Below are 20,104 nucleotides of genomic sequence, written 5' to 3' on the forward strand. Positions count from 1 at the left end.
CGGTGGGCGCGTGTCTACACCGTCTCTATTTCCACCAATGTGACAAATAGAACACGTGCTTGAGGCCGAATTCCGGCCACCCGGCCTGCACGGCCGGGCGGATGCGCCAGGTCAGTCGCCCAGCGTCAACAACGATGCGTTGCCGCCAGCGGCGGTGGTATTGATGGTGATCGCCTTCTCGGTGGCGAAGCGCGGCAGGTAATGTGGTCCGCCAGCCTTGGGACCGGTGCCCGACAGGCCCTGGCCACCAAACGGCTGCACCCCGACCACCGCGCCAATCTGGTTGCGGTTGACGTAGACATTGCCGACCCGGGCGCGGCTGGCAATCCGATCCACGGTCTCGTCGATGCGTGAATGGATGCCCAGGGTCAGGCCGTAGCCGCTGGCGGTGATCGCATCGATGACCTGGTCCAGTTCATCGGCCTTCCAGCGGATGACGTGCAGGGCTGGCCCGAAAATCTCCTTGTGCAGCTGATCCAGCGAATGCAGTTCCCACGCGCGCGGGCCGAAGTAAGTGCCGTGCGCGGCCGCTTCCGGGCACTCGGTCTGCTTGATCAGGCGCGCTTCGTTGTTCATCCGCGCGGCGTGATCTTCCAGCAGCTTGAGCGCATCGGCGTCGATGACCGGACCGATGTCGGTGGACAGCAGTCCGGGGTCGCCGATCTTCAACTCGTCCATCGCCCCGGCCAGCATCGTCATCACCTTGTCGGCGATGTCATCCTGCACGAACAGCACACGCGAGGCCGAGCAGCGCTGTCCCGCCGAGGTGAAGGCCGAGGAGATCGCGTCCTTGACCAGTTGTTCCGGCAGTGCCGAGGAGTCGGCGATGAAGGCGTTCTGGCCACCGGTTTCGGCAATCAACACGCCAATCGCGCTGTCACGGGCGGCCAATGCGCGGTTGATCGCCCGCGCGGTGTCGGTGGAGCCGGTGAAGGCGACCCCGGCCACCCGTGGGTCGGCAGTCAGCGCGGCACCGACGGTGGCGCCGTCACCGGGCAGGAACTGCAGCACCGCCGCCGGGATGCCGGCCTCGTGCAGCAGTTGGGTGGCGCGGTAGCCAACCAGGTTGGTCTGCTCGGCCGGCTTGGCAATCACCGCGTTGCCGGCGGCCAGCGCGGCGGCGATCTGGCCGATGTAGATCGCCAGCGGGAAGTTCCACGGGCTGATGCAGACGAACACGCCGCGGCCATGCAGCTGCAACTGATTGGATTCACCGGTCGGGCCGGGCAGTGGCTCGGGATTGAAGCTGGTCCGCAGCTGGCCGGCGTAATAGCGCAGGAAGTCGACCGCCTCGCGTACTTCGGCGACGCTGTCGGGGATGGTCTTGCCGGCTTCCTTGACGCACAGCGCGATGTACTCGGCGGTGCGCGCTTCCAGCAGGTCAGCGGCATGTTCGAGGATGGCGGCGCGGCTGGCCGGCGGGGTGCGATCCCAGGCCGGCTGGGCGGCAACCGCATTGACCATGGCTTTTTCCACGGTGGCGCTGTCGGCCGGCTGCCACTGGCCGACGATCTGGCGGTGGTCGGCCGGGTTGCTGATCGGCAGGAAGGCATTGGACGGCACCGCGCCCGGGACCAGCGGGGTCGCCAGCTGGTTGCCGGCCAGCAGTTTTTCGCCGGTGGCATTGACCTGCTCGGCCAGTGCCTGCAGTGCCTTGTCGTTGGCCAGATTGACGCCCATGGAGTTGTTCCTGTCTGAAGTCTTGATCGGTGCGGGCTGGTTGCGGAACAGCTGCACTGGAAGGGGAATGCGTGGATGGGGGATGCTGTCGAAGCCGTTGACGGTCTCGACCGGGTCGCGGACCAGATCCTCGATCGGCACGCTGTCATCGGTGATGCGGTTGACGAAGCTCGAGTTGGCGCCGTTTTCGAGCAGGCGGCGGACCAGATACGGCAGCAGGTCCTCGTGCGAGCCGACCGGCGCGTACACCCGGCAGGGGATACCCAGCTTGTCGGCCGGAATCACTTCCGAATACAGGTCATCGCCCATGCCGTGCAGTTTCTGGTGCTCGTAGTCGCGCCCGGCGGCGATGCTGCGGATGGCGGCGATGGTCTGCGCGTTGTGGGTGGCGAACATCGGATACAGCGCGTCGCCGTGGTCGAGCAGGCGACGGGCGTTGGCCAGATAGGACACGTCGGTGTTGGCCTTGCGGGTGAACACCGGATAGCCCGGATATCCCTCCAGTTGGGCGCGCTTGATCTCGGCATCCCAGTAGGCGCCCTTGACCAGTCGCACCGGCATCCTGCGACCGACCCGGCGGGCCAGATCAGCCAGGAAATCGAGCACGTACGGGGTCCGTTTCTGGTACGCCTGCACGGCCAGGCCATAACCTTCCCAGCCGTCCAGCGAGGGATCGGCGAAAGTGGCCTCGATCAGGTCCAGCGACAGTTCCAGGCGCTCGGCTTCCTCGGCATCGATGGTGAAGCCGATGCCGTAGGATTTCGACAGCTGCGCCAGTTCGAGGATCGCCGGTGAGAGCTCGGCCAGCACCCGCTCGCGCTTGGCGTGTTCGTAGCGCGGATGCAGCGCCGACAACTTGACCGAGATGCTGGGCGCGGCGAACACATCGGCGAACGGGCCGGTGGCACCGATGGCGTGGATGGCCTGGCGATAGGAGTCCAGGTAGCGGGCGGCATCGCCGGCGGTCAGCGCGGCCTCGCCGAGCATGTCGAACGAATAGCGATACGCCGCCTGCTCGCCCTTGCGCGAGCGCGCCAGCGCCTCGCCGATGCTGCGCCCCATCACGAACTGGTGGCCCATGATCCGCATCGCCTGGCGCACCGCCAGCCGCACCACCGGCTCGCCGACACGACCGATCAGGCGCTTGAAGGCGCCGCGGGTGTCGTGGCGGGTCAGGTCGTTCAGGCTGACCAGCTTGCCGGTCAGCATCAGTCCCCAGGTCGAGGCGTTGACCAGCATCGAATCGCTGCCGCCCATGTGCTTCTTCCAGTCCGCGTCGCCGAGCTTGTCGCGGATCAGCTTGTCGGCGGTGTCCTGGTCGGGAATCCGCAGCAAGGCCTCGGCCACGCACATCAGCAGCACGCCTTCCTCGCTGCCCAGGTCGTACTGGCGCATGAAGGCTTCGATCGCCCCCTGGTCCTGGGCGTGCTCGCGTACCCGGCGCACCAGATCGGTGGCCAGTGCCTGTGCTCGCGCCTGTTCCTCGGCGGGCAGGCGGGCCTGCTCCAGCAGCTCGCGCACGTGCTCGGTCTCGTCACGCAGCCAGGCCGCGGTGATGGCCGCGCGCAGTGGCGACGGCGAGGCCGGCAGTTCCGGCGCAATCATGTCGCCCGGCAAGTCGGCCAGGGCGGTGTAGGGAAGACTGTCGACGCTGGCGGACATGGCAGATACAAGACCAAAGGAAGCCCAATAGTGTAGAGCTTGTCGGGCCTTGGGAACATGCTTGCCGATGCTCCGAATGCCTTGCCACAGCTGGGATTCAGAAGATGTGTCACATCTCTCATGGCAGTGGCGCGAGGCTGCGCTGCGGCCGCCGCCGCCGTCCGGCGCCGATGTCCGCATACCGGCGGCAGATGCGCCGCAGCTTGCCGCCGTGGCGCCGCGGAGGCTACCATTTAACAGTTTTCCGCAGCCTCAAAGCGCGGTTGGCAACATGATCGAGGTGTTTACCTCATTGCCTGCAGGTTCTGGCGCGCGACTGCGGTTGCGACCGCCGCGGGCGTTGACGGCCCGCCAATTCGTGACTCTGTTCGCGGTGTTGGCGGGGGCGATGTGGCTGGTGGCCCTGATGGGCTGGCTGGCCGGCAATGTCTATGCACCCGGGTTCGCGTTGCTGCACAGTGTGATGGTGGCGGCGGCGTTGTGTGCTTCCTGGCGCAACGGCGAGCGCAGCGAGGTCATCAGCATTGGTCCGGAGCGGGTGGAAGTCCATCAGCCTTCGCGGTCGGCGCCGGTGTTCACGGCGCATCCCTACTGGGTGCAACTGCGGGTCGAAGAGGGTGGTGAAAGGATTTCGCTGGCGTCCAGCGGCAACCGGATCGAGGTGGGCAACCTCCTGGGACCGGCCGAACGCCTGGAACTGGCGGAAAAACTGCAGGGTTTACTGGCGGCCGCCAAAACGGCCGCAACCGATGACGCATTGGGGTCTAGGCAATGACGCAAGTGAATGGGTTTTGGAAGCGTTTGATGATGGCTGGCCTGTCGCTGGCAACGCCGGCGTTGGCGTGGGCACAGTCGGCGGACCCGAAGGAGTGGCAGCTGAACATGGGGCGCGGCGTCACTTCGTCCTCGCAGCATGCCTACGACGCGCACATGATTTCGCTGTGGGTATGCGTGGTCATCGGCATCATCGTGTTCGGCGCGATGGGCTATGCGATGTTCAAGTTCCGCAAGTCCAAGGGTGCCGTGGCCGCCCAGTTCAGCCACAACACCACCGCTGAAATCATCTGGACCATCATCCCGGTGCTGATCCTGGTGGTCATGGCCTGGCCGGCGACCGCCAAGCTGATCGCCATGTACGACACCCGCGATGCCGAGATGACCGTCAAGATCACCGGTTACCAGTGGATGTGGAAGTACGAGTACCAGGGCGAGAACGTGGCCTTCACCAGCCGCCTGGACAAGGAATCCGACCGTATCCGCCAGAGTGGCGACATCCCCAGCGTCAAGGACAACCCGCATTACCTGCTGGACGTCGACAACATGCTGGTGCTGCCGACCGATACCAAGATCCGCTTCGTGATCACCGCCGACGACGTCATCCACGCCTGGTGGGTGCCGGCGCTGGGCTGGAAGCAGGACGCCATCCCGGGCATCGTCAACGAAGCCTGGACCGACATCCAGGAGCCGGGCATCTATCGCGGCCAGTGCGCCGAGCTGTGCGGCAAGGACCATGGCTTCATGCCGATCGTGGTCAAGGCCGTGCCCAAGGCCGAGTTCCAGCAGTGGCTGGCGTCGAAGAAGCCAGCGCCGGAAGCGGTGCCACAGGCGCCGAGCGAAGTGCCTGCCGCGCCGGTTGAAGGCGACGCCGCGCCGGCGCAGGACGCCACCCCCTCCAACGAGACGGCTGCGCCTTCGGCGCAGGCCTGACCGTCCGCATCAGCTGCAAAGAGATCACGCACATGACCCATAGCGCAGTCGACAATCATCATCACGATGGCCACGACGATCATCACGGTCACCAGCAGAGCTTCATCGAGCGCTGGTTCTTCTCAACGAACCACAAAGACATCGGTACCCTGTACCTGATCTTCAGCTTCATCATGTTCATCATCGGCGCGGGCATGTCGGTGATCATCCGCGCCGAGCTGATGACCCCGGGCCTGCAGTTCGTCAAGCCCGAGTTCTTCAACCAGATGACCTCGGTGCATGCGCTGGTGATGATTTTCGGTGGCGTGATGCCGGCCTTCGTCGGCCTCGCCAACTGGATGATCCCGCTGCAGATCGGCGCGCCCGACATGGCGCTGCCGCGGATGAACAACTGGTCGTTCTGGATCATGCCGTTCGCGTTCACCCTGCTGCTGATGACGCTGTTCCTGCCGGGCGGCGCGGTTGCCGGCGGCTGGACGCTGTATCCGCCGCTGTCGCTGCAGGGTGGCGCCAACGTGGCGTTCTCGATCTTCGCCATCCACATGATGGGCGTCAGCTCGATCATGGGCGCGATCAACATCATCGCCACCGTGCTCAACATGCGCGCGCCGGGCATCGACCTGCTGAAGATGCCGATTTTCTGCTGGACCTGGCTGATCACCGCATTCCTGCTGATCGCGGTGATGCCGGTGCTGGCCGGTGCGGTGACCATGCTGCTGACCGACAAGTTCTTCGGCACCAGCTTCTTCAATGCCGCTGGTGGCGGTGACCCGGTGATGTACCAGCACATCTTCTGGTTCTTCGGTCACCCCGAGGTCTACATCATGATCCTGCCGGCGTTCGGCATCGTCTCGGAAATCATCCCGACCTTCAGCCGCAAGCCGTTGTTCGGTTACCAGGCGATGGTCTACGCGACCGCCTCGATCGCCTTCCTGTCGTTCATCGTCTGGGCCCACCACATGTTCACCGTGGGTATGCCGCTGGGTGGCGAAATCTACTTCATGTTCGCGACCATGCTGATCGCCATCCCGACCGGGGTGAAGGTGTTCAACTGGGTCAGCACCATGTGGAAGGGCTCGCTGACCTTTGAAACCCCGATGCTGTGGGCGGTCGGCTTCGTCATCCTGTTCACCATCGGTGGTTTCTCGGGCCTGATGCTGGCGATCGTGCCGGCTGACTTCCAGTACCACGACACCTACTTCGTGGTCGCCCACTTCCACTACGTGCTGGTGACCGGCGCGCTGTTCTCGATCATCGCCGCGACCTATTACTGGTGGCCGAAGTGGACCGGCCGCATGTACAGCGAGTTCTGGGGCAAGTTCCACTTCTGGTGGACGGTGGTGTTCGTCAACCTGCTGTTCTTCCCGCAGCACTTCCTTGGCCTGGCCGGCATGCCGCGCCGTATCCCGGACTACAACCCGGTGTTCGCCGACTGGAACTTCATCAGCTCGATCGGTGCGTTCGGCATGTTCGTGACCCCGTTCCTGATGGCCGGCATCCTGTTCCACTCGCTGCGCAGCGGCAGGAAGGCAGACGCCCGCGCCTGGGAAAACGCCAGGGGCCTGGAGTGGACCGTGCCGTCGCCGGCGCCGCACCACACCTTCGCGACCCCGCCGATCATCAAGGAAGGCGATCTGGCACACGGCGACGTGAGCCACTGATACGCACGCCGGAGCCAAGCCGATGAATGCGCCGCAGCCACGTCCCGATGACACCGCACGCCGCCGCAGGGCGGTGCTGCGCACGGCGCTGGTCATGGCGTTCATCGCCGTGGCGATCTACGTGGCCTTCATCCTGTCCGGAGTGATGAACGCATGAGCGAGCCGCAACGCAAGTCCAACTCGGCCGGCATGGTCAAGCTGATTGGGGTGGCGATGGCGGCGTTCGTGCTGACGTTTTCACTGGTACCGCTGTACCGCATCGCCTGCGAGAAGGTATTCGGCATCCGCCTGGAGCAGGGCCCCGGCCAGGTGTCGGCGCAACAGGCGGCCAAGCCGTCGCGGCTGATCACGGTGGAGTTCGATGGCGGGGTCAATTCCAAGCTGCCGTGGGCGTTCCATCCCGAACAGCTGACCATGCAGGTGGTGCCGGGCGAGCTGTACGAAGCCAAGTACTTCGCCCGCAACGACAGTGGCAAGGACATTGTCGGCAGCGCGGTTCCCTCGGTGGCGCCGGCGCGCGCCTCGGGTTACTTCACCAAGACCGAGTGCTTCTGCTTCACCGCCCAGACCCTGGCCGCCGGTGAAAGTCGCGACATGCCGGTGCGCTTCATCGTCGACCCGGATCTGCCGGATGACGTGAACACGATTACGCTTTCATATACCTTCTACAAGAACGATGCGCTGACTGCCCGGCTGGGCGCGTCCAGCGCAACCCAAACGCCGCATGCGGCGCCCTGATTGAGTTTAGGAACGGAAAACACCGCCATGGCACAAGCCCATTCGCCAGACGCCAACATTTATTTCGTGCCGCACCAGAGCAAGTGGCCGTTCGTGGGATCGATCGCCATGTTCGTCACCATGGTCGGCGTGGCCAGCTGGCTGAATGACGCCAGCTGGGGCAAATGGACCTTCTTCGCCGGCGTGCTGATGCTGTGCGCGACCTTGTTCATGTGGTTTGGCGATGTCATCCGCGAATCGTTGGCTGGCAACTACAACCGCCAGGTCGATGTGTCGTTCCGGATGGGCATGGTCTGGTTCATCTTTTCCGAAGTGATGTTCTTCGCGGCGTTCTTCGGCGCGCTGTTCTACGCGCGCAACCTGGCGCTGCCGTGGCTGGGTGGCGAAGGCGACGGGGTGATGACCAACAGCGTGCTGTGGGAAGGTTTCAGCGCGGCCTGGCCGAGCAACGGCCCGGGCCAGATCGGTGGGCATTTCCAGACCATCCCGGCATGGGGCCTGCCGCTGATCAACACGCTGATCCTGCTGACCTCCGGCGTCACCATCACCCTGGCCCACCATGCGTTGAAGGCCGCGCACCGCACCCAGTTGCTGGTGTGGCTGGGCGCGACCGTGCTGCTGGGCTGCGTGTTCCTGTACTTCCAGGCCGAGGAATACATCCACGCCTACAAGGAACTCAACCTGACCCTGGGTTCGGGCATCTACGGCTCGACCTTCTTCATGCTGACCGGTTTCCACGGTGCCCACGTAACCCTGGGAACCATCATGCTGGCGATCATCTGGCTGCGTTGTGCCAAGGGCCACTTCAGCAAGGACGATCACTTCGGTTTCGAAGCCGTGGCCTGGTACTGGCACTTCGTCGACGTGGTCTGGCTGGGCCTGTTCCTGTTCGTCTACGTGATTTGATTCCAGCGACCAACATGCCGTGGCCGGGGCGACTGGCTGCAACATGATGGGTTGCAAACAGAAAAGGCCGGCAATGCCGGCCTCTTCTGTTTCAGGACGACATGTTCAGAAGAGCATGTTCAGAAGGGCGTGATCAGCCATTGATGCCGTGTGGCTGGATCACGCCGGTATAGATCCCAAGGATGACCAGCAGAATGAGGCCGACCGACAACGCGATGCGACGGGTCAGGGCGTTGACGGTGCGTTTGCTTTGTCCCTTGTCGACCAGCAGGTAATACAGGCCGGCGCCGAGGTTCCACAGAATCAGGATCAGGAACGCAATGATGAGCAAGGTTTTGAGCGAGTCGTTCATGATGCCCTCGGTGGCGGTGGGACGATGATGGCGACATTATCGCAGCGATGGCTGCCGGCCGGGGCGATGCCGGGCGGACGACGCCGCTGCAGTGGCCTGGCAGCGGGCGACCGCGCATGAGCCGGCGAACAATGCCGCTGGCGGTGGGCTGGTTGCTGGCCGCCCTGGTCATCGTCGGCTTCTGCATGCTCGGCAACTGGCAACTGCATCGCGCCAGCCAGAAACAGGCGATGCTGGCAGACGCGCAACAGGTGCTGAGCCGGCGCGTGGCACTGCCGCTGACCGCGGCCAATGATGCCCAACGAGCGACCCGCTACGACTGGAGCAGCGGCACGGTTGCTCTGTTGCCGACCCCGGTATTCCTCGACAACCGCATCCACGAGGGAAGGCCCGGGGTACAGCTGTATTGCCTGGCACGGCCCAGTGGGCAGTCGTTCGTGATGCTGATCGATGCCGGCTGGCTGCCATTGGGCGATCAACGCGCGTTGCCGGACGTGCGCTGCCCGACCGGGGCGGAGCTGACGTTGCGGGGCCTGCTGGCACCGCCGCCGGCGGCTGGCATGACCCGTTGGCTGGCCAGTCCGACGCAGCAGGATCAGCAGCGCCATCTGGTCACCCATATCGATGTGCGCGCGATCGGTGCGCGGCTTGCGCCCGGCATGGCGGTGGCGCCGCGGGTGCTGCGCCTGGATCCGGCGCTGCGGGTTGGTGGGCTGCCCGCGGATGCCCGCCGCGATCTGGAGATCCTGCCCAATACGATCCCGCCACAACGCCACCTGGGCTATGCCGTGCAGTGGTTCGGACTGGCGCTGGCGGTGTTGATCACCGCACTGCTGCTGAGCTGGCGCGGACGCCGCGCGCGACAGAGGGCGCATTGAATGGCTGCGCGTGAGAAAATGCCGGAATGAATTCTTCCATTCCCGACCCCGCCCGGACCCGGCGCGGCCGCTGGATGCTGGTGGCGCTGTTCGTGCTGTTCTTCGGCAGCATGGCCGGGGCCGGCGTCCTGCGTTTTGCCGGCTGGCAACCTGCCGGACACAAGAACCATGGGCAGCTGCTGCAACCGCCGGCCGACGTGCGCCTGTTGCGGCCCATGCAACAGGACGGCAGCCCTTACAGCTGGCGCGTGGAACAGCGCATCTGGCGCATCGTGGCCGCGCCGCCGGCCGGCTGCGGCGCCGACTGCGACACGTTGGCCAGGGATCTGGATACCGTGTGGAGGCTGTTCGGACATAACGCCGACAAGGTCGAGATCCTGTGGCTGGGACCGTGGCCGGCGTCCGCGCGCAAGCCGGATTCGCTGCATCTTCTGGCCAGCGATGATGCATTGCGTAGCGCCTTGCCCGCTGTCGACGATCCGGCCGGAGTGCCGGTCTACGTGATCGATCCCAACGGCTTCGTCATCCTGCGCTACGCCCCGGGCTTCGACCCGGCCGACCTGCGCACCGACGTCGCCAAGCTGCTGAAACTAATATGAGTGCGCCACCGCGATGAACGCTTACTCCCGGCCTTCGGTCTACCGTCATTTCCACCGCATCGCCTGGCTTGCGGCTGGTCTGGCCCTGTGCGTGATCGTGTTCGGCGCATTCGTGCGCCTGTCCAACGCCGGCCTCAGCTGCCCAGACTGGCCGACCTGCTACGGACGCGCCGCATGGCCGTCGGCGGCCCAGGACGTCAATGATCACGCGGCGTCGGCGATCCGTCCGTTCGAAACCCACAAGGCCTGGCGCGAACAGGTCCATCGCCACCTGGCCGCCACCCTCGGCATGCTGGTGCTGCTGCTGTCACTGCTGGCGGCGCGCAAACGACGCTGGGGCATTGCCCAGATCCTGGCCGCCGCCGCGCTCGTCGGCTGCGGCATTCCGCTGTACATGCATGGCGAGCACATGGCCGCATCGCTGCTGGCGATTGCCGGCGAAGCGATCCTGCTGGCGGCGGCGATGCGCTGGTCGAACAGTGATCTTGCCCGGGTCGCCGCGTTGACCCTGGCGGTGATCATCTTCCAGGCCCTGCTGGGTATGTGGACGGTCACCTGGCTGCTCAAGCCGATCGTCGTGATGGGCCATCTGCTTGGCGGCCTGACCACATTCGCGCTGCTGGTGTGGATGGCCTGGCGCGCGACCGACATGCCAATCACGCTGGCCGATGCGCGCGCCCTGCGGCGCTGGCTGATCGGTGGCCTGTGCCTGCTGGCGTTGCAGATTGCCCTGGGTGGCTGGGTCAGTGCCAATTACGCGGCGTTGTCGTGTGGACTGGATTTCCCCAAGTGCGTGGGCCAGTGGTGGCCGCCAACCAACTTCAGCGAAGGCTTCGTGTTGTGGCGTGGGGTTGGCGTTGATTACGAAGGTGGGGTGCTCGATGGCGCGTCGCGCATCGCCATCCAGATGGCCCACCGGATGGTGGCGGTAGTGCTGGCGGTGTATCTGCTGGCGCTGGCGTGGCGGCTGCTGCGCACGCCAAGCATGCGTGGCTGGGCGGTGGCGCTGGCGTTGCTGGTGTGTGGCCAGGTCACCCTTGGCATCCTCAACGTCAAGCTGAGCCTGCCGTTGCCGATCGCGGTGGCGCACAACGCCGGCGCCGCGCTGCTGTTGTTCACCCTGATCACCCTGGTGGCGCGCCTGCGCCGGCCGGACTGACATGGCCTTTCCCTTGCGCCAGTACTGGTCACTGACCAAGCCACGGGTGGTGGCGTTGATCGTCTTCACCGCGCTGGTCGGGATGCTGCTGGCCATCGATGGCGCGCCTAGCTGGGAGCAGGTCCGTCGCGGCGTGATCGGCTTCATCGGCATCTGGCTGGCCGCGGCCAGTGCGGCGGCGATCAACCAGCTGCTGGATTCGCGCATCGACGCCAAGATGGCGCGCACCTCATGGCGTCCGCTGGTGGTCGGCGAGGTCAAGCCATGGCAGGCATTGCTGTTTGCACTGGTGCTGGCGGCATTGTCGATGCTGCTGCTGGTGCTCTGGGTCAACACCATCACCGCGGTGCTGACGTTTGCCTCACTGATTGGCTACGCGCTGGTCTATACCGGCTTCCTCAAGCGGGCCACGCCACAGAACATCGTCATCGGCGGCGTCGCCGGCGCCGCGCCGCCATTGCTGGGCTGGTCGACGATGACCGGCATGACCGGCGAATGGGACTGGGCGCATGCGCTGTTGCTGGTGCTGATCATCTTCGTCTGGACGCCGCCGCATTTCTGGGCGCTGGCGATATTCCGCCGCGAAGACTACGCGCGCGCGCTGGTGCCGATGCTGCCGGTGACTCACGGCGTGACCTATACCCGCTGGCAGATCCTGTTCTACACCGTGCTGCTGGTCGAAATCACCGCATTGCCGGTGGTGTTCGGCATGAGCGGGCTGTTCTATCTGGGCGGCGCACTGGTACTGGGTGCGGTGTTCCTGTGGTACGCGTGGCGCCTGCTGGATCCGCCGGATGATTACTTCCCGATGCGGGTATTCAACTATTCAATCGTCTATCTGATGGCACTGTTCGCGTTCCTGCTGGTCGATCACTGGTTGCTGCCGTTCACCGACATCACCCGCCTGCGGTAGTCGTTCTAGGGCTGAATCGGCGGTAGTCCAAGGCGCTGGCGCACGATCGGCTCCAGTGAGCCAAGACCCGCGGCTTTACCTCGTCGCAGCGCAGATTCGGCATCTTCGCCGGGCTTTTCCGCAGCGATCAGGGCCAGCAGTGCACCAACCCGGTTGCCGCTGGCACAGTGCAGCAGTATCGGCCCCTGGCTGTCATCGAGCAGGCGTTGCAACGCGCGCGCATTGCCGTTGTTGATGTCCTCCGCGGAGCCGATTGGCAGGCTCACGTACTGCATGCCCAATGCCGGCACGATGCTGGCTTCATCGATGCCGCGTTCTTCTTCCGGCGCGCGCAGGTCGATGACGGTGGCCACTCCCTTGCCCGCCAGATCCCGCAGTTGCGCGGCGCTGGGTTGGCCGCCGGTATACAGACCTGGCTGCAGCAGCGTGGGTTGGGACGCCGGCAGGTTGGCGCTGGCAGCGAGCAGGCACAGCAGCAGCCACCAGGGCCGCAGACGTATCCGGGTTTGATCTGTGTGGCTCATGTCTTCACCTTGGCTCAGCGGTGGCTGGCGCGTGCCTGCAACAGCATGCGCAGTTCGTATTTGTCGGCATCGTCCAAACCGGTCGCGCGACCTTTTTCCTGCAACTCTTCCAATCGTTGCTGCAGCAACTGGCGCTCCATCTGCTGGATCGCGTCGAGCAACTCGTCACGCCAGTTTTCGATGTCACCGGGGATCTCCTGCATCGCCAGCCTGTGCAGGGCATCCCACTCCTGTCGGTCGGCGAAATGCTCGAGCAATGCGCCGGTGGTGATGTCCGGCCGCTGCTGGACGATATCCAGCAGTTCCAGCAACAGCTCCATACCGGGCAGGCGCAGGCCGGCGAATGCGAACGGCGGCTGCAGGCTCAGCGCCAGCGCCGGATGATGCAGCAGGCGGACGATGGCACTGCGTACCAGACTGGGTTTATTGGCCGGATTCTGCGGCTTGCGGCTGATCCGTGGTGGTGGCGCAGCTGGACGGTTGCGCGACGGGTCGCCCATCCCGGTCAGTTCACCCAGCCGCAGCCGCATCAGATCCGCGAATGCGCCGTCGGGTATCTGCGCCAGCAGCGGCTTGGCGCGCTCGGCCAGGCGTGCCTTGCCGTCCAGCGTGCCCAGGCGGATGTCCTTGCCGATTTCATTGAAGAAGAACTCCGACAGCGGCATCGCCTGTTGCAGGCGCGCATCGAAACCGGCCACGCCCTCCTTGCGGACGATGCTGTCCGGGTCCTCGCCATCAGGCAGGAACAGGAAGAAACCCTGGCGGCCGTCCTTCATCCGCGGCAGCACCGATTCCAGCGCCCGCCATGCCGCGCGCTGGCCGGCGGCATCGCCGTCAAAACAGAAGTACACATCCGGTGCATTGCGGAACAGCAGCTCGGCGTGTTCCGGCGTGGTCGCGGTGCCGAGCGTGGCCACCGCCTGCGGCACCCCGAACTGGAACAGCGAGACCACGTCCATATAGCCTTCGACCACGATCAGCCGGGTGATCTTCTGGTTGGCCTGGCGTACCTGCCACAGGCCGTACAGTTCGCGACCCTTGTGGAACAACGCGGTTTCTGGCGAATTGAGGTATTTCGGGCCGTCGTCCTTGTCCAGCACGCGGCCGCCAAACGCGATCACGCGGCCACGCCGATCATGGATCGGGAACATCACCCGGTCGCGGAACTTGTCATAGACATGGCCGCGATCATTCTTCGAATACAAGCCAGCGCGGTCCAGCAGCTTGTGCCGGCGCTCGTCGGTCCCCAGTGCGTCCTTCAGCGCCGAATAGCCATCCGGTGCATAGCCGATCGAGAACTGCTGGCGGATGTTCTGATCGACGCCACGCTGGTCCAGATAGGCCTTGGCCTTGTCACTGCCGGCCAGCTGCTTTTCGAAGAAGCGGCTGGCCGCATCCAGTGCCGCGTACAGCTCGCGGCTGTCGCTGTTCTGATTGCGCTGCTGGGTTTCGCGCGGCACTTCCATGCCGTTGCGGCGCGCCAGCTCCTCGACCGCGTCCAGGAACTCCAGCTTGTCGTAGTTCATCAGGAACGACAGCGCGGTGCCGTGCGCGCCGCAGCCAAAACAGTGATAGAACTGCTTGGTCGGTGACACCGTGAACGATGGCGAGCGCTCGTCGTGGAATGGACAGCAGGCCGAATATTCCTTGCCCTGCCGTTTCAGCGGCACGCGCGCGCCGACCACCTCGACCACGTCGGTACGGGCCAGCAATTCGTCGATGAAAGCGTCAGGGATGCGTGCCATGACCGACTAGGATGCCATGCTTCAGGCCTGTGTCGGCGACGAATCCACGGCCGCTGCCGGGGCCGGGCGGTAGCGTTCATCAATGACCGCGGTTAGTGCCGCGCCGACAAAGAACACCAGCGTGGCGTAGTAGATCCAGACCAGCAGGATCACCAGCGTTCCCATCGTGCCGTAGGCGCTGCCGGGCGCGGCATGGCTGATGTACAGGCCAATGGCATAACGGCCGAGCACGAACAGCCCGGCGGTCAGCACGCCGCCCATGAACGCCTGTGGCCACTGCACCGGCCGGTCCGGCAGATAGTGGTACAGGAAGGCAAAGGCCAGCACGTACACCACCAGCGACATGACGTTGGCCACCACCGGCAACAGCGACGGGATCTGCGCGAACACCACCTGCAACACCGTGCTCAGCAGCATCGAAATCAGCAGCAGGAAGCCCAGCGCCAGGACGATGCCGAACGAGAACACCCGCTTGCGCAGCCAGGCCATGATCCCGTCCAGGCGCGGCTCGTCGGTCTGGAAGATCAGGTTGAGCACGGTCTGCAGCCGGGCGAACACCGCGCTGGCGCCGACGAACAGCAGAATGGTGCTCCACAGCCCGGCCAGCGAGCCCACGCTGGGCTGGGTGTTGGCGTTCTCGATGACGGTATCGGCGACGGTCGCGGCGCCTTGCCCGGCCAGCTGGCCCAACTGGTCGAGCAGCGATTCCTGGGCGGCCGGATACAGCAGGCTGGTCAGCCACAGCAGCAGGACCAGCAGCGGTGCCAGCGACAGCAGGGCGAAGAACGCCAGCGAGGCCGCCTGGGTAATCAGGTCGGCACTGATGAAGCGATCGATGAAGGCGGCGGGAAGACTGCGCTGCCAGCGTTGCTGGAGCGCTAGCAGGACGGGCGGAAGCTGCAAGGGCATGGTACCGGGCGGGGACGGTGGAACACCGCCCCAGCATGCCAGAGCAGGCGCCAGCGCTGCGTGACAGCGCTTAGTCGATGGGTTGCCCCGCCAACCCCCGCAAGGCGTCGCCGGTCAAGCGTTGTACCGTCCATTCCTGCAGGCCGATCGCACCAATGCGGCGGTAAAAGCCGATCGCCGGGGCATTCCAGTCCAGTACCGACCACTCAAAGCGGCCATAGCCGCGCTGCACCGCCAGCCGTGCCAGATGGATCATCAGCCGCTTGCCGATGCCCTGGCCGCGCAACGCCGGACGCACATATAGATCTTCCAGATACAGGCCAGGTTGCGCCAGGAAGGTGGAAAAGTTGCGGAAAAAAAGCGCAAAACCGGCTGGCTTGCCATCGACTTCGGCGATCAGCACTTCCGCCGCCGGCTGCGGACCGAACAGCTGTTCGGTCAGGCCCGCTTCGGTCGCGACCACTTCATGCGCCAGCTGTTCGTATTCGCCCAGCTCACGGATGAAGGCCAGGATCTGCCCCGCGTCCTCCACGCGCGCCTGGCGGATGCGGATATCGACGGCGTTACCCATGGCCGGATCAGGCGCTGAAGGATTTCTTGATCAGCGCCGAGACCTGACCCATGTCGGCCTGGCCAGCCAGGCGCGGCTTGAGTACGCCCATCAGCTTGCCCATGTCGGCTGGGCCGCTGGCGCCGGTTTCGGCGATGGCGGCGTCGATGGCGGCCTGGATCTCGGCTTCGCCTAGCTTGGCCGGCAGGTAGTGTTCGATGACCGCGATCTCGTCGCGCTCGATGACGGCCAGATCCTCGCGGCCGGCGGCTTCGAACTGGTTCACCGAATCCTTGCGCTGCTTGACCATCTTTTCCAGCACTGCCAGTACGGCGGTGTCGTCCAGCTCGATGCGTTCATCCACTTCGCGCTGCTTGATGGCGGCATTGACCAGGCGGATGACGCCGAGGCGATGCTTGTCGCCGGCTTTCATCGCGGTCTTCATGTCATCGGTGAGCTGTTGCTTCAGGGACATGTGGATCTCCTGCGGTAAGTGGGGACAGTTGCCTTGCAAAACCTGAAACACAAAAAGCCGGCGACGCTTGCGCGTGCCGGCTCCGGGGCCACTTGCAGCCGGCCGGTGGCCGGACTGCCAGGACCTGCGCAGCTGCTCAGTACAGGCGCTGGCGCTTGGTCACATCGCGCGAGCTGCGACGCAGCTGGCGCTTGACCGCTGCAGCCGCCTTGCGCTTGCGTTCCTGGGTCGGCTTCTCGTAAAACTCGCGCTTGCGGGTTTCGGCCAGCACGCCGGCCTTTTCGCAGGTGCGCTTGAAGCGACGGAGCGCAAATTCAAAGGGCTCGTTCTCGCGGACTTTGACGCTGGGCATAGGTAATCTCGAAAAATTTGGGTAACGGCTCTCGGGGACAGCCGGGTAAACAACAATAGACCACATCCCGGTCAGACCGGGTGAGCCGCGCATTATAGCGGCCTAGCGCGGAAAGGTGCAACATACACCCATGAAAGTCCTAGGCATCGAAACCAGCTGCGACGAGACCGGCGTCGCCGTCTATGACACCGGACAGCCCGCCGCCACTGCGTTGCGGGCCCATGCGGTGTACACCCAGATAGCCCTCCACGCCGAATATGGCGGGGTGGTGCCGGAACTGGCCAGCCGCGACCATGTGCGCAAGCTGTTGCCGCTGATCCGGCAGACCCTGGATGAGGCCGGGCTGCGCATCGCCGATCTGCAGGGCGTGGCCTATACCGCCGGGCCCGGACTGGTGGGGGCGTTGCTGGTTGGCGCCGGGGTGGCGCGCTCGCTGGCCTGGGCGCTGGAAGTGCCGGCCATCGGCGTCCACCACATGGAAGGCCATCTGCTGGCGCCGTTGATGGAGGAAAACGCCCCGGAGCCCCCGTTCGTGGCCTTGCTGGTGTCGGGCGGCCACACCCAGCTGGTGGCGGTGGAGGCAATCGGCCAGTACCGGCTGCTGGGCGAAACCCTCGACGATGCCGCCGGCGAGGCGTTCGACAAGACCGCCAAGATGATGGGCCTGCCGTATCCGGGCGGCCCGCAGCTGGCGGCCCTGGCCGAGCAGGGCACGCCCGGCCGCTACCGTTTTTCACGGCCGATGACCGACCGGCCCGGCCTGGACTTCAGCTTTTCCGGGCTCAAGACCCAGGTCCTGCTGGCCTGGCGCGACAGCGACCAGAGCCCGCAGACGCGCGCCGACATTGCCCGCGGTTTCGAGGATGCAGTGGTCGATACGCTGGCGATCAAATGCGAACGTGCGCTGGAGGCGTCCGGCTGCAACGTGCTGGTCGTGGCCGGCGGCGTCGGTGCCAACAAGCGGCTGCGGGCCAAGCTGGATGTGATGACCCGGCAGCGTGGCGGCCGCGTCTGCTTTCCACGGCCAGCGCTGTGTACCGACAACGGCGCGATGATCGCTTTTGCCGGTGCCCTGCGGCTGCAGGCCGGCCAGCACGAACCGGCACAGGTAAAGGTCACCCCGCGCTGGGACATGGCCGCGTTGCCGGCGCTGGCAGCGCAGGGGGCGTGATGACCAGCGCAACCTGCAGGGACCGGGTCTTCATCGACCAGTTGGACGTGGATGCGGTCATCGGCGTCTACGACTGGGAACGCGACATCCGCCAGCGCCTGCAACTGGATATCGAGATGGGCTTTGACAACCGGATCCCGGCAGCCAGCGACGACGTCGCCGACACCCTGGATTACGACGCCATCAGCCGCCGCCTCAGCGCCTATGTCGCGCAATCGCAGTTCGCGCTGGTGGAAACCCTGGCCGAGCGCTGCGCGCAGTTGCTGCAGGATGAATTCGGCGTGCGCTGGTTGCGGATCAAGCTCAGCAAGCCCGGTGCGGTCGGCAATGCGCGCGCGGTCGGCGTGCTCATCGAACGCGGCCAGCCATGAACCGTCCACCCGCTGCGGCATGAGTGGGCTTGAACACGCGGCGGGTTTGTCTACCCTGTGCTGATGGAATTTTTTGCACCCTTACATGACAGGCTGCATGCCTGGGCGGACGCATCACAGATGCCGGCCGCGTTCGAAACCGCCATCGTGCTGGCGGTGCTGCTGGCGCTGGCCTTGCTGGCCGACTGGCTGACCCAGCGCATCCTGCGTCCGCTGGCAGTCAAGCTGGTGACCGCGACCCGCAGCCAGTTCGACGATGCGTTGCTGGAGCGTGGAGTGCTGAGCCGGTTGTCGCACGTGGTACCGGCGCTGGTGGTGTTCCAGGGCGTGCAGCTGGTGCCGCACCTGCATGGCGGCCTAGTCAATTTCGTCGGCAAGCTGGCGTTGGCCTACCTGATGTTCACCATCGCCCGCGGCGTCAGTGCATTCCTGAATGCGGTCAATGATCAGTACAGCAAGAGGCCGCATGCGCGCAGCCGCCCGATCAAGGGCTATCTGCAACTGCTCAAGATCATCATCTACGTAGTGGCTGCCATCGGTATCGTCGCGGTGATGATCAACCGCTCTCCGGTCGCATTGCTGACTGGCCTGGGCGCGCTCGGCGCGGTGATGCTGCTGGTATTCCGCGACACCATCCTGTCGCTGGTGGCCAGCGTGCAGATTGCCTCCAACGACATGGTACGGGTCGGCGACTGGATCGAAATGCCCAGCCTCGGCGTCGATGGCGAAATCGTCGATATCGCCCTGCACACCATCAAGGTGCAGAACTGGGACAAGACCATCGTCACCGTGCCGACCCATCGGCTGATTGAGGACAGCGTCAAGAACTGGCGCGGGATGACCGATGCCGGTGGCCGCCGGATCAAACGCTCGCTGTTCCTGGACCAGCAGAGCGTGCGCTTCCTGCAGGCCGATGACATCCAGTCGCTGCGGCACTTCGTACTGCTGGACGAGTACCTGCAGAAGAAAGATGGCGAACTGGCCGAGTTCAACGCCGACCTGGGCAAGAAGGGGCTCAATGCGCGCAACTCGCGGCAGTTGACCAACCTGGGCACGTTCCGCATTTACGTGCAGAACTACCTGCGCCAGCATCCCGGCATCCATCAGCAGATGACGTTGATGGTGCGCCAGCTGCCGCCGACCGCGACCGGCCTGCCGCTGGAGATCTACTGCTTCACCAGCGACATCCGCTGGGAACGCTACGAAGCCATCCAGTCCGATATCTTCGATCACCTGCTGGCCATCCTGCCGGCCTTCGGCCTGCGGGTGTTCCAGGACATCAGTGATGCCGGCTCGACGTTGTTGCCGGCGGCACTGGCAGCCTGCTCCAGCGCCACGACGCAGCCGCCAGCAGAGTCATGAGCAGCCACGATTATCTGCTGCTGCTCGGCAGCGATGCCGCCGATGCCGGCCAGCTGGAGATCGCGCGCAGGCATTTGCAGGCCAGCGGCCGGATCACCGCGGCATCGGCGGTTGTCCATGGTCCCAGTGTGGTCGACGGTGATGAGCGCTGCTATTTCAACCAGGCGCTGCGGGTCAGCAGTGCGTTGCCGCGCGCTGGGTTCGCAGTGACCTTGAAAGCAATCGAATCAGCGATGGGCCGGGGCACGGTGGCTGGCTGCCTGATCGATATCGATCTGGCTGCCGAGTACGGCCATGATGACGCCTTCGTCTGGCAGGCAGCGGACAAACTGGTGCATCCGCTGTTCGTGCGCCTGTCAGCGCAGCTGCGCCCACTTGATTGAATCGTCC

The 20,104-nt window shown here is 65.0% G+C and carries 21 protein-coding genes and 1 pseudogene; 14 read left to right on the plus strand and 8 right to left on the minus strand.

The window, feature by feature from the left end:
* Positions 1 to 111: 111 nt before the first annotated feature.
* A complete protein-coding gene (putA, locus tag ABB29_RS13640) occupies positions 112 to 3,285 on the minus strand; it encodes a bifunctional proline dehydrogenase/L-glutamate gamma-semialdehyde dehydrogenase PutA (protein ID WP_425414778.1) in 3,174 nt (1,057 codons plus the stop codon).
* Positions 3,286 to 3,613: 328 nt separating this feature from the next.
* On the opposite strand from putA, the pseudogene ABB29_RS13645 reads away from it, so the two are divergent.
* From ABB29_RS13645 to ABB29_RS13665, 6 genes and pseudogenes are all read left to right on the plus strand, one after another.
* Positions 3,614 to 4,095, plus strand: a pseudogene (locus tag ABB29_RS13645) (DUF2244 domain-containing protein).
* An 18-nt stretch (positions 4,096 to 4,113) separates the two neighbouring features.
* Positions 4,114 to 5,049, plus strand: coding sequence for a cytochrome c oxidase subunit II (gene coxB / locus ABB29_RS13650; RefSeq protein WP_057659981.1), 936 nt, complete (start codon positions 4,114 to 4,116; stop codon positions 5,047 to 5,049).
* 32 nt (positions 5,050 to 5,081) lie between these two features.
* The gene (gene ctaD, locus ABB29_RS13655; protein WP_057659983.1) at positions 5,082 to 6,710 is read left to right on the plus strand and encodes a cytochrome c oxidase subunit I; all 1,629 of its coding nucleotides are present in this window, start codon (positions 5,082 to 5,084) and stop codon (positions 6,708 to 6,710) included.
* Between the two features lie 22 nt (positions 6,711 to 6,732).
* Positions 6,733 to 6,867, plus strand: coding sequence for a hypothetical protein (locus tag ABB29_RS16765; RefSeq protein ID WP_281177437.1), 135 nt, complete (start codon positions 6,733 to 6,735; stop codon positions 6,865 to 6,867).
* Positions 6,864 to 7,448, plus strand: coding sequence for a cytochrome c oxidase assembly protein (locus ABB29_RS13660; RefSeq protein WP_057659984.1), 585 nt, complete (start codon positions 6,864 to 6,866; stop codon positions 7,446 to 7,448). Before ABB29_RS16765 ends, ABB29_RS13660 begins: the two co-directional genes overlap by 4 nt.
* Before the next feature lie 27 nt (positions 7,449 to 7,475).
* A complete protein-coding gene (locus ABB29_RS13665) occupies positions 7,476 to 8,354 on the plus strand; it encodes a cytochrome c oxidase subunit 3 (RefSeq protein WP_057659986.1) in 879 nt (292 codons plus the stop codon).
* 133 nt (positions 8,355 to 8,487) lie between these two features.
* On the opposite strand, the gene ABB29_RS13670 is transcribed toward ABB29_RS13665, so the two are convergent.
* Positions 8,488 to 8,706, minus strand: a complete 219-nt coding sequence (locus tag ABB29_RS13670; protein ID WP_057659987.1) for a twin transmembrane helix small protein — start codon at positions 8,704 to 8,706, stop codon at positions 8,488 to 8,490.
* Positions 8,707 to 8,822: 116 nt separating this feature from the next.
* Between ABB29_RS13670 and ABB29_RS13675 the strand changes: the two genes are divergently transcribed.
* The 4 genes from ABB29_RS13675 to ABB29_RS13690 are packed head-to-tail and all read left to right on the plus strand — an operon-like array spanning position 8,823 to position 12,255.
* Complete coding sequence (locus ABB29_RS13675) at positions 8,823 to 9,584, plus strand: SURF1 family protein (protein ID WP_083487918.1); 762 nt, start codon at positions 8,823 to 8,825, stop codon at positions 9,582 to 9,584.
* Positions 9,585 to 9,610: 26 nt separating this feature from the next.
* Entirely contained in the window at positions 9,611 to 10,183 is a 573-nt protein-coding gene (locus tag ABB29_RS13680; RefSeq protein WP_057659990.1) for a hypothetical protein, read from the plus strand.
* 13 nt (positions 10,184 to 10,196) lie between these two features.
* Positions 10,197 to 11,342 (plus strand): COX15/CtaA family protein, encoded by a 1,146-nt coding sequence (locus ABB29_RS13685; RefSeq protein ID WP_057659992.1) that lies wholly within the window; start codon positions 10,197 to 10,199, stop codon positions 11,340 to 11,342.
* A gap of 1 nt (position 11,343) precedes the next feature.
* Positions 11,344 to 12,255 (plus strand): heme o synthase, encoded by a 912-nt coding sequence (locus ABB29_RS13690; protein WP_057659994.1) that lies wholly within the window; start codon positions 11,344 to 11,346, stop codon positions 12,253 to 12,255.
* A 5-nt stretch (positions 12,256 to 12,260) separates the two neighbouring features.
* On the opposite strand, the gene ABB29_RS13695 is transcribed toward ABB29_RS13690, so the two are convergent.
* The 6 genes from ABB29_RS13695 to rpsU form a co-directional block, all read right to left on the minus strand.
* Entirely contained in the window at positions 12,261 to 12,779 is a 519-nt protein-coding gene (locus ABB29_RS13695) for a protein tyrosine phosphatase family protein (protein ID WP_057659996.1), read from the minus strand.
* Between the two features lie 14 nt (positions 12,780 to 12,793).
* Complete coding sequence (dnaG, locus tag ABB29_RS13700; RefSeq protein WP_057659998.1) at positions 12,794 to 14,524, minus strand: DNA primase; 1,731 nt, start codon at positions 14,522 to 14,524, stop codon at positions 12,794 to 12,796.
* Positions 14,525 to 14,545: 21 nt separating this feature from the next.
* Complete coding sequence (locus ABB29_RS13705) at positions 14,546 to 15,433, minus strand: YihY/virulence factor BrkB family protein (RefSeq protein ID WP_057660000.1); 888 nt, start codon at positions 15,431 to 15,433, stop codon at positions 14,546 to 14,548.
* Positions 15,434 to 15,503: 70 nt separating this feature from the next.
* Positions 15,504 to 16,004 carry a GNAT family N-acetyltransferase gene (locus ABB29_RS13710; protein ID WP_057660004.1) on the minus strand — a complete coding sequence of 167 codons (501 nt, stop codon included), beginning with the start codon at positions 16,002 to 16,004 and terminating at the stop codon, positions 15,504 to 15,506.
* Between the two features lie 7 nt (positions 16,005 to 16,011).
* A complete protein-coding gene (locus tag ABB29_RS13715) occupies positions 16,012 to 16,458 on the minus strand; it encodes a GatB/YqeY domain-containing protein (protein WP_057660006.1) in 447 nt (148 codons plus the stop codon).
* A 136-nt stretch (positions 16,459 to 16,594) separates the two neighbouring features.
* Positions 16,595 to 16,810: a 30S ribosomal protein S21 gene (gene rpsU, locus ABB29_RS13720; protein WP_002808376.1), complete on the minus strand. Its 216-nt coding sequence runs from the start codon at positions 16,808 to 16,810 to the stop codon at positions 16,595 to 16,597.
* Between the two features lie 130 nt (positions 16,811 to 16,940).
* Here rpsU and tsaD point away from each other — a divergent pair, with 130 nt between their 5' ends.
* The 4 genes from tsaD to ABB29_RS13740 all read left to right on the plus strand — a co-directional run bounded on the left by tsaD (position 16,941) and on the right by ABB29_RS13740 (position 20,097).
* Positions 16,941 to 17,981, plus strand: coding sequence for a tRNA (adenosine(37)-N6)-threonylcarbamoyltransferase complex transferase subunit TsaD (gene tsaD, locus ABB29_RS13725; protein ID WP_057660007.1), 1,041 nt, complete (start codon positions 16,941 to 16,943; stop codon positions 17,979 to 17,981).
* Entirely contained in the window at positions 17,981 to 18,352 is a 372-nt protein-coding gene (gene folB, locus ABB29_RS13730) for a dihydroneopterin aldolase (protein WP_057660009.1), read from the plus strand. Before tsaD ends, folB begins: the two co-directional genes overlap by 1 nt.
* A gap of 120 nt (positions 18,353 to 18,472) precedes the next feature.
* On the plus strand, positions 18,473 to 19,714 hold the full coding sequence (locus tag ABB29_RS13735; protein WP_057660063.1) for a mechanosensitive ion channel family protein: 1,242 nt from the start codon (positions 18,473 to 18,475) through the stop codon (positions 19,712 to 19,714).
* Positions 19,711 to 20,097: a 2-amino-4-hydroxy-6-hydroxymethyldihydropteridine diphosphokinase gene (locus ABB29_RS13740; RefSeq protein ID WP_057660011.1), complete on the plus strand. Its 387-nt coding sequence runs from the start codon at positions 19,711 to 19,713 to the stop codon at positions 20,095 to 20,097. The genes ABB29_RS13735 and ABB29_RS13740 overlap by 4 nt, the downstream gene beginning before the upstream one ends.
* The last annotated feature ends 7 nt before the right edge of the window (positions 20,098 to 20,104 follow it).

Source organism: Pseudoxanthomonas dokdonensis, from assembly GCF_001431405.1.
Classification (GTDB): Bacteria; Pseudomonadota; Gammaproteobacteria; order Xanthomonadales; family Xanthomonadaceae; genus Pseudoxanthomonas_A; species Pseudoxanthomonas_A dokdonensis.

Excerpts from the sequence above, each read along its gene's own strand:
- putA (WP_425414778.1), bottom strand. The coding sequence starts at position 3,285 with ATGATTGCGCCGGAACTGCCGGCCTCGCCGTCGCCACTGCGCGCGGCC.
- folB (WP_057660009.1), top strand. The coding sequence starts at position 17,981 with ATGACCAGCGCAACCTGCAGGGACCGGGTCTTCATCGACCAGTTGGAC.
- ABB29_RS13660 (WP_057659984.1), top strand. The coding sequence starts at position 6,864 with ATGAGCGAGCCGCAACGCAAGTCCAACTCGGCCGGCATGGTCAAGCTG.
- tsaD (WP_057660007.1), top strand. The coding sequence starts at position 16,941 with ATGAAAGTCCTAGGCATCGAAACCAGCTGCGACGAGACCGGCGTCGCC.
- ABB29_RS13715 (WP_057660006.1), bottom strand. The coding sequence starts at position 16,458 with ATGTCCCTGAAGCAACAGCTCACCGATGACATGAAGACCGCGATGAAA.
- ABB29_RS13735 (WP_057660063.1), top strand. The coding sequence starts at position 18,473 with ATGCCGGCCGCGTTCGAAACCGCCATCGTGCTGGCGGTGCTGCTGGCG.
- coxB (WP_057659981.1), top strand. The coding sequence starts at position 4,114 with ATGACGCAAGTGAATGGGTTTTGGAAGCGTTTGATGATGGCTGGCCTG.
- ABB29_RS13675 (WP_083487918.1), top strand. The coding sequence starts at position 8,823 with ATGAGCCGGCGAACAATGCCGCTGGCGGTGGGCTGGTTGCTGGCCGCC.
- ABB29_RS16765 (WP_281177437.1), top strand. The coding sequence starts at position 6,733 with ATGAATGCGCCGCAGCCACGTCCCGATGACACCGCACGCCGCCGCAGG.
- ABB29_RS13710 (WP_057660004.1), bottom strand. The coding sequence starts at position 16,004 with ATGGGTAACGCCGTCGATATCCGCATCCGCCAGGCGCGCGTGGAGGAC.
- ABB29_RS13670 (WP_057659987.1), bottom strand. The coding sequence starts at position 8,706 with ATGAACGACTCGCTCAAAACCTTGCTCATCATTGCGTTCCTGATCCTG.
- rpsU (WP_002808376.1), bottom strand. The coding sequence starts at position 16,810 with ATGCCCAGCGTCAAAGTCCGCGAGAACGAGCCCTTTGAATTTGCGCTC.
- ctaD (WP_057659983.1), top strand. The coding sequence starts at position 5,082 with ATGACCCATAGCGCAGTCGACAATCATCATCACGATGGCCACGACGAT.
- ABB29_RS13690 (WP_057659994.1), top strand. The coding sequence starts at position 11,344 with ATGGCCTTTCCCTTGCGCCAGTACTGGTCACTGACCAAGCCACGGGTG.
- ABB29_RS13740 (WP_057660011.1), top strand. The coding sequence starts at position 19,711 with ATGAGCAGCCACGATTATCTGCTGCTGCTCGGCAGCGATGCCGCCGAT.
- ABB29_RS13685 (WP_057659992.1), top strand. The coding sequence starts at position 10,197 with ATGAACGCTTACTCCCGGCCTTCGGTCTACCGTCATTTCCACCGCATC.
- ABB29_RS13680 (WP_057659990.1), top strand. The coding sequence starts at position 9,611 with ATGAATTCTTCCATTCCCGACCCCGCCCGGACCCGGCGCGGCCGCTGG.
- ABB29_RS13705 (WP_057660000.1), bottom strand. The coding sequence starts at position 15,433 with ATGCCCTTGCAGCTTCCGCCCGTCCTGCTAGCGCTCCAGCAACGCTGG.
- ABB29_RS13665 (WP_057659986.1), top strand. The coding sequence starts at position 7,476 with ATGGCACAAGCCCATTCGCCAGACGCCAACATTTATTTCGTGCCGCAC.
- dnaG (WP_057659998.1), bottom strand. The coding sequence starts at position 14,524 with ATGGCACGCATCCCTGACGCTTTCATCGACGAATTGCTGGCCCGTACC.
- ABB29_RS13695 (WP_057659996.1), bottom strand. The coding sequence starts at position 12,779 with ATGAGCCACACAGATCAAACCCGGATACGTCTGCGGCCCTGGTGGCTG.